This is a genomic window from Fructobacillus sp. EFB-N1 (assembly GCF_001038455.1).
Taxonomy (GTDB): Bacteria; Bacillota; Bacilli; order Lactobacillales; family Lactobacillaceae; genus Fructobacillus; species Fructobacillus cardui.
This window is the reverse complement of record NZ_LDUY01000038.1, coordinates 1-7,468: the sequence shown is the minus strand read 5'-3', so window position 1 is coordinate 7,468 and position 7,468 is coordinate 1. Positions and strand designations below refer to the sequence as shown.

Below are 7,468 nucleotides of genomic sequence, written 5' to 3'. Positions count from 1 at the left end.
ATCCAATCGACCCATGAAGTTACATAACTACCAGACGCCACTAGAAGTTTTTCGGGGTTGTTCGAATTAAACTTGTAATCTGCCATTCGAATAAAAATAAATTGGCAACGAAAAAATTCGATTTCGTGGCACCTTCCATCGATTTTCACTCAAAACTGTAGCATAACTATGAACGATTAATTGTTTCACTCCATACTTTTTTAACAGATCAAAGGTCAGCCCAATTCAGATAACTGATGATAATGAACCGCTTTATATGAATAGCTTTTGAAGATACTCTTCACAAGTTTTCGAGCGGCAAATACCCCTCCTTGTTCTAGAGGATAAACGTGGCCACCCATCGATTTAATCTCATCAATATATTCATTATCATTTCCTTCGTTATTTGTTCCGGCAAAATCAAATTGAATCTTTTCTCGATTGATATGACGGTAAATGTTCATAACAACCGTCATACGACCATTATTTCTTGAAAGACTTCCCGGTAATTGTAATATTCTAATCATGATGACACCAATCTTCGTCCACTAAGCGCTTCCTATTTGTTAGTACTAAACTTTAATCAACAATAGTAAAAGCTCAAAGCATTTCTTTTGCCAGTAGTTTGTCACAACGCTGTCAACAAAAGAAATACCTTGGGCTTTTAGTATCATTATTTTAAACATGAGATTTAATAACCGAATCAGTAGAATCTAAAACAGCATTCGCTATATCTTGGCTAGAACCACTTTCATGTTCAGCAGGTGGCATTTCTACTTGTTCAGATCCAATCTCCTGGCAAACTAATTCATCGTCTTTATAGACATTGTCTCGCTTAAAAACCGACACAATTGTTTGAAAAAATAATTTGACGTCTTGCTTAAAGGAAACCGATTGAGCATATAGCCCGTCATAAGTAGCTTTTTCTTCATCGGTAATATTATTCCGACCATTGACTTGTGCTAAGCCGGAAATGCCCGGTAAAACTTGATCACCGCCATTCTTTTTCCTAAGATTAACTACTACCAAATCAGCTTGCGATAACGGCCTAGGGCCAATAAATGCCATATCCCCTCTAACAATATTAAGTAGCTGTGGTAATTCATCAATCGAGGTCTTCCGTAAAAAATTTCCGAATGGTGTGATATAACTTTTAATATCTGTGAACTCAGCATTTGATTTATCAGGTGCATCCACAACCATTGACCGAAACTTATAAAGTTTAAAAGGTTTTTAAATTCTTGCCAAAACGTTCTTGTACGAATAATACTGGTCCTTTCGAAGTTAGCTTAATCATTAGTCCAACAATTAGAAGTGGTATGAATAAAACAATTTCCATTACAATTGCCAAAGCTAGGCTAAACAATCTTTTGATAATTTTTTCATATACCATTATTTTCTCTCCTCCCTTGTGAACCAAGAATTTTTTTCAAATACTAACACCCAATACTTCTTATCTTAATCTCGCCATCCGACTGCTTGACTTGCCATGCTTTTTCTCGTTTTGACATTTCTTGCATCCAGAAATAAACGAACGAACCACCTCCCAATATGGCTCCGAAGACCAAGATATAGAAAGTACTTTTTGAGGATTTTACCTGATTATCGCTTTGTGCACGATCGATTGTAGAAACGTTATCCAAGTTCATCATACTTGATAACTTATTTTGAAACTCCTTCGCAACTGCGTTGGCAATTACTGTAGCTTCATCAGCGTTTTTTGATTTAACATTAATCGAAAAAACTTGTGATCCTGAATTTGTGGTAACAGAAATCATACTCCGGATTGCTTGTACGGAGAGGCCTGTATCAATTTTCTTTGAAACAGGCTTTAAAACGTCCGTCGAAACAATTAAGTCTTTATAAGTTGTAATTAAATTAAATCCCTGCTGTTTGTCGGCAGGTGTCTTACTTTTATCATCAACAAGCATTGTGGTAGTTGATGTAAAGGTAGGTTTCACGAAATAATGTGAAACACCAAATCCCATCGAAAGGCTTAAATAAAATAATAAAAAATCACTTTAATTACTATTTTCAATAAATTAAATTTTAAAAGAGCATGACAAAGATTATTTGTCATACTCCCTTAATTAAATCCACTTTGACTGTGTCTTTATATCACATAGTTAAAGTGAACATACAGAAAACGACCAATTTGAACCAATGGTCTTCCAAAGTTACTTCCGTTTATTAGCGAAATAGTCTTTGATTGTTTCAGAAATTACGATATTAATGATCACAAAAAATTCGCTAATTAGGAGTATGAAGCCCTCCATCGAAGTGCTTCCTTTCACTTCGCTGATTTCCGCAATGCAGAGTGCTTCTGCTATATCTTAAAGCTGTTATAATAGTGATAGGAATACAAGGCGCATTGATCACGTCTTCTTGAAAAATCCCCGGCCGCAACCGGAGATTTGTTGTACCAGAAAAGTCATCACTAAATCGTATAGTGATCGAATGCTGTACGCAAGCGTTACGTACAAGATTTCCGTACAACTTACGTACAGATTTTTGGTGTTAAAACGACTTTGTTGATGAGTAAAAGTAAGGTACAATATCTCACAACAAAGGTTTGAGGAGAGATTCATGAATAAAGTATTATCTTATTTCAATTGGGGTGCTGTAATTGCCATAGTATTACATTATTTTATTACGCATTTTATTTGGCATGTTAATTGGTTTGTGTCTATTATCTTGTTTATTATATTGTTTTTTCTGTGTGATCGAGTATATGACTATTATCAAAAGCAATCTCATGAAGGTTCTCAGAAATGATTTTTTCACAAAGGCTCAAGCCCTTGAAATGGGCTTTCTGAGAAGTAAACCAATTGTTTGGGTTCAAACTGAGCCAGTGTGTTTATCATAAAAGAAAAACCAGCCCCTAAATTTAGGGACTGGTTTTTTCTGTCGGTAATCGACATTATGTTAACTAAGATTTTTTTGTTTTTTATCTGCGACATACAGAATGAGAGTATATAAAAGCATTCACTTGAAAGCAGCATCTATGTTGTCAAACAGATAGGTATGTGACAATAGGTTTATGATAATTTGCGCTAGTGTTACTACAAAAAGACCTTTAATTATATTTTGTATTTTTAAATAATAATTTTCTCCAGACATCTTTTTTAAAAATACATTATATTAACTATCTTCGACTTCATCAAAGACATTGATCATAAAATTTGTACGTAAGTTGTACGGAAATCTTGTACGTAACGCTTACGTACAGCATACATATGCTATACGGTTATTTGGAAACACACATTATGGTAAATGTCCTTTTATTCAATGATTTCGCCATCGGTGACACTTAGACTATTCTTTGAGCATATTTTAAATTTTTTTAGCTTTGCCTATGAAAAATACGTGCCCAAAAACTTTTTTCTGTAAATTCAGTTAGCTACTTTTGTTGATTTTCATTTTTTCAGCGATTAATTGTCGTTGTTGTGCTTGGTCTAGTAATTTACCTAGTTTTTCTATTTGTCGGTCTTTGCTAGCACTCTCTTTCTCTTTGTTCGTTCTCTACCTTACCGCTTATTTCCCTTTTTACTGACGATTTCACGGATTAAGTGAGTAAACTTAATCATGGTTTCAATGATAGAACATTCACGAGCTAATAAAATAGAAAACATAAGCTGCAGATCCTTTATAGTTATTTTTAGACAATGGCCATTAAAGTTTCTGTAACTTTTGTGCGGAAATTGTTCGGTTTAATTTTACAATCCGCCATTAAAAAAGATTAGAATCTTATAGACGATTCTAATCTTCCAAATTACTTAATAATAATTACTTATTCTTCTTACGACGTGAAAAGATTCCAAGTCCCGCAAAACTAGCAAATAAAGCAAGCAAAATATTTGAATCAGGTTTGTTTCGTTCAGACCTCAACCCCGTATTTGGCAATTCATTTGTAATCGTTTGGCTAACTGAATCCTTGTCCGTTCCTGCTGGCCACTTTGGTCCATTTGGATTTGATGGATCAATTGGTTGTCCTGGTACTTGTGGATTGGATGGTCCAACTGGAACTACAGCATGATTGTAAGTAACGACTTCAGTAACATCTTTACTATTCACTGGTACATCCGCTTCAGCGATACTTGACTTATCTGGAGCGCTATAGCCCTCCTTGGTCAAATCAGGTGATGTGACTTCATGCCACTTATTATCATCACTATGCCAAGCTTCATTACCTTGATCCGGCTTCAAGTCCGCAGTAGCGTCACCCTTGCTTGAATAACCAACAATCTGACCTGTTACTTTATCAACGATAACTGTTCGACCATAGGTTACGGGTTCCGTAACGTCCTTGGAAACTGTTTGACCAGTTTGACCATCAACGTACTTAATCGTTCGTGTAATCGTTTGGCTAACTGAATCCTTGTCCGTTCCTGCTGGCCACTTTGGTCCATTTGGATTTGATGGATCAATTGGTTGTCCTGGCACTTGTGGATTTGATGGTCCAACTGGAATCGTTTGGCTATCGTAAAAGATGTTTTCAACCACGCCTTTGTCAGTCGCTTTAACAAGATACTGCCCAATAGATGAACGGTCCGGAGCTGAATAACCCATGTTACTCAAATCAGGCGAATCCACTTGATCCCATTTATCTGTACCTTCCAATTGCCATGCACGATCGCCACCTTGGATACTGATATCAGGGGTGTTCGCCCCATACTTTCCGGAAGTATAGCCTAGCAAATCACCATCAGCACTATAAACAGCATTTCGTTGGAAAGTAACAGTTTGAGTGACCGTCTTCGCTACCTTATCAGCATCTGTCACTTTCTGACCATTTTGGTTATATGCATCACGATCTAAATAATTAATCGTTCGTGTAATTGTTTCAGTCTCTGGTACTACCTTGTTATTGGCACTAGGATAGACAACCTTAACATACTCGTATGTATTCGGAAATCCATCCGCACCACTAATCCAAACATTTGGATCATCTTTCTTATTGTTGAAACCGGTCCCATCTGATTGAGGAGCTCCAATTTGATAATTAGAGGAAACCGTATCAATACTTGGGTCACCATAACCATCTATTTTAGGTGATTTCACATCTGGAATAGTTTCAGGTGAAACACCATTGTTCCAATCCCACAAATACTGATTTTCATTATCTGGATTAGCATACAAACGCCAACCTTGATGGGCATCATCAGTAGGCAGATCAACATTTAAACTATTATTTGTTGTTGAATAACCTAGAAACTTCCCCTTTTGGTAAATCTTGATTTGACGATAATTAATGGCATCAAATCGTGAGGCGCGAATATGTGAACCGGCTTGAACACCGTCATTTTCGTTCTTGTTTACATAGTCAATTTGACGATAGAAATTGCTAGTATTGTATTCTTTCGTCCGAACATAGTGATAAGTAATCGTCACATGTTCATATGAGTTAAAGTTGTTTGTTGGTCCAGTAACAACTTGGGCACTACCATCAGCAGTATAATAATTATTTTTGACAGCATCTACATTACCATTCACAGTGTCCAAAAATCCCTGATTTACGTCATAGGCACTCGTTACTTTATTAGTGTTTACTTCAAATCCTTTGGAAGACAAATCCGGTACATCGACATCTGGCAATTTAGTTTCTTGGCTACGAATCCTCCAACCCTGATTAACATCATTTAATTCAATGTCATTATGTTGCCCGTCAGAAGAATAACCAACTAAGTTATTATTGCTATCATAGACAGGATAACGGTAATAATTAACAAATGAGTTTACATCTTTTGGTAGAAGGTCAGCTGGAATATCAACGGAATCCGCCCCATTTTCACCAGTTGCTGCTTGGAAGTGAACATCACGACTAATATGATTAAACTGTTCACGCCCAACATGAACGTTATTAGAATTGTCATCACTGACTTTATTACTAATATCATCAGTTAATTGATTACCTAAATTTGTATTTTGTGAATTGTTGTTTTTGTTCTCAGATTGATTAACACTTTGTGATCCGATAACATTATTTGACAAATTTCCTGTCTGTGTGACCACATCACTGGCTGAATCGCTTTGATTCGTTTTTTTATCATTCGAACTTTTATCATCATCAGTTTGTTGGATTCCACTATTGCTACTTGAAACCAAAGTTGTCTGATTTATATCAGATGCACTAGCCTTAATTGAATTACTAATTACTGCTCCAGTTACCCCCGCCATCAAAAAAATTCCGGAGAAAACTAAAAATTTACCATCTTTATACATTTTATAGTGTAACTTTTCCAAAATGATACCCCCTTTCATTTATTACGATAATTACTATCAATACAAATATATTTTACTTCTTTATGTACATATATTACAAGTAATAATTATCAAAAGTTTCCTCATCAACTAAAAAAGGTAGATTGTAAAATTAAACCGAACACTTGAATAAAAAAGCCGCAGCGCCTTTAATGGTAATTATCCAAAACAACCATAAAGGAACTGCGACTCATGACGAGTCTATCATCTCAAAAACGCACTGTCATTCAAACGTTGCTGGAATTGAATTACTCGGTTCGTGCTATTGCACGTTTTATTAACCGATCACCTGCGATGGTATCGGTTGAAATTCATCAAGTCACGCCCTATAAAGCTGATATCACTCATGCGTTGGCATTGAAAAACGTCATCTACGTGGCCGTCATCACACATTAACACCGGCTATCGCTATTTTTTTGAATGGGCACATTGGTATTTTAAAGTAATCACCAGAAACTTCTGCTCATGTTTTAGGGATACCTTTCAAAACGATTTATACTTGACTCAATGCTGGTCGACTCAAACTATCTGTGGCTGATTTACCTGACAAAGATATTCGCCAAAAGCGTCAATTTGATGGTAGACGACAAGTGTTTGTTCATGGTCGTTCTATTGAAACAAGACCTGAAAGTATGACAACACGACAAGAATTTGGCCATTTCGAAATGGATACGATGCAATCGGGTAAGAAACGCGGTGAAGTACTCGTAACCATTACTGAAAGATTAAGCCGGCAACATATTGTGAGGCAGGTTATTGGCCGCATAGTCAGGCAGTGACACCAGTCTTAGTTAGTTTTTTCAAGGAATCAAGAATTCTCAATCACTGTTGATCGTGGACAAGAATTTGCAAAATATGATGAAATCGAGAAAAAACTAAGCATTCCAGTCTATTTTGCGCACCCATACTCATCAGAAAAACGTGGTAGTAATGAGATATGAAACCGATACGTCCGTCGCTTTATACCAAAGCAGCGTAAAATTGAAACCGTAAGTCACAAAGAATTAAATCAAATTAATCATTGGATCAATGCCAGACCAATGAAAACACTCAATTGGCAATCACCACGAAAGGTTTTTCAGCAATTCGCAGTGTTCGGTTAATTCTTACAATCTACCGTGCTAAAACTGTGTTATTTTGAAAAGGCAGATTACAAGTTTAATTCGAACAACCCCGAAAAACTTCTAGTGGCGTCTGGTAGTTATGTAACTTCATGGGTCGATTGTTG

The 7,468-nt window shown here is 36.2% G+C and carries 4 protein-coding genes and 2 pseudogenes; 1 reads left to right on the top strand and 5 read right to left on the bottom strand.

The genetic code is table 11. The features are described from left to right. Positions 1 to 215 precede the first annotated feature (215 nt). The 5 genes and pseudogenes from FEFB_RS07735 to FEFB_RS07715 form a co-directional block, all read right to left on the bottom strand. Entirely contained in the window at positions 216 to 506 is a 291-nt protein-coding gene (locus tag FEFB_RS07735; protein WP_152666257.1) for a hypothetical protein, read from the bottom strand. Positions 507 to 657: 151 nt separating this feature from the next. Next, the gene (locus tag FEFB_RS07730; RefSeq protein ID WP_255360196.1) at positions 658 to 1,182 is read right to left on the bottom strand and encodes a sugar transferase; all 525 of its coding nucleotides are present in this window, start codon (positions 1,180 to 1,182) and stop codon (positions 658 to 660) included. A gap of 19 nt (positions 1,183 to 1,201) precedes the next feature. Beyond that, the gene (locus FEFB_RS09100) at positions 1,202 to 1,372 is read right to left on the bottom strand and encodes a sugar transferase (protein WP_255360195.1); all 171 of its coding nucleotides are present in this window, start codon (positions 1,370 to 1,372) and stop codon (positions 1,202 to 1,204) included. A 43-nt stretch (positions 1,373 to 1,415) separates the two neighbouring features. After that, positions 1,416 to 1,970, bottom strand: a pseudogene (locus FEFB_RS07725) (YveK family protein); the annotation flags it as partial. A gap of 1,795 nt (positions 1,971 to 3,765) precedes the next feature. Next, the gene (locus FEFB_RS07715; protein WP_047975669.1) at positions 3,766 to 6,222 is read right to left on the bottom strand and encodes a KxYKxGKxW signal peptide domain-containing protein; all 2,457 of its coding nucleotides are present in this window, start codon (positions 6,220 to 6,222) and stop codon (positions 3,766 to 3,768) included. Between the two features lie 210 nt (positions 6,223 to 6,432). Here FEFB_RS07715 and FEFB_RS08535 point away from each other — a divergent pair. Then, positions 6,433 to 7,343, top strand: a pseudogene (locus FEFB_RS08535) (IS30 family transposase). The last annotated feature ends 125 nt before the right edge of the window (positions 7,344 to 7,468 follow it).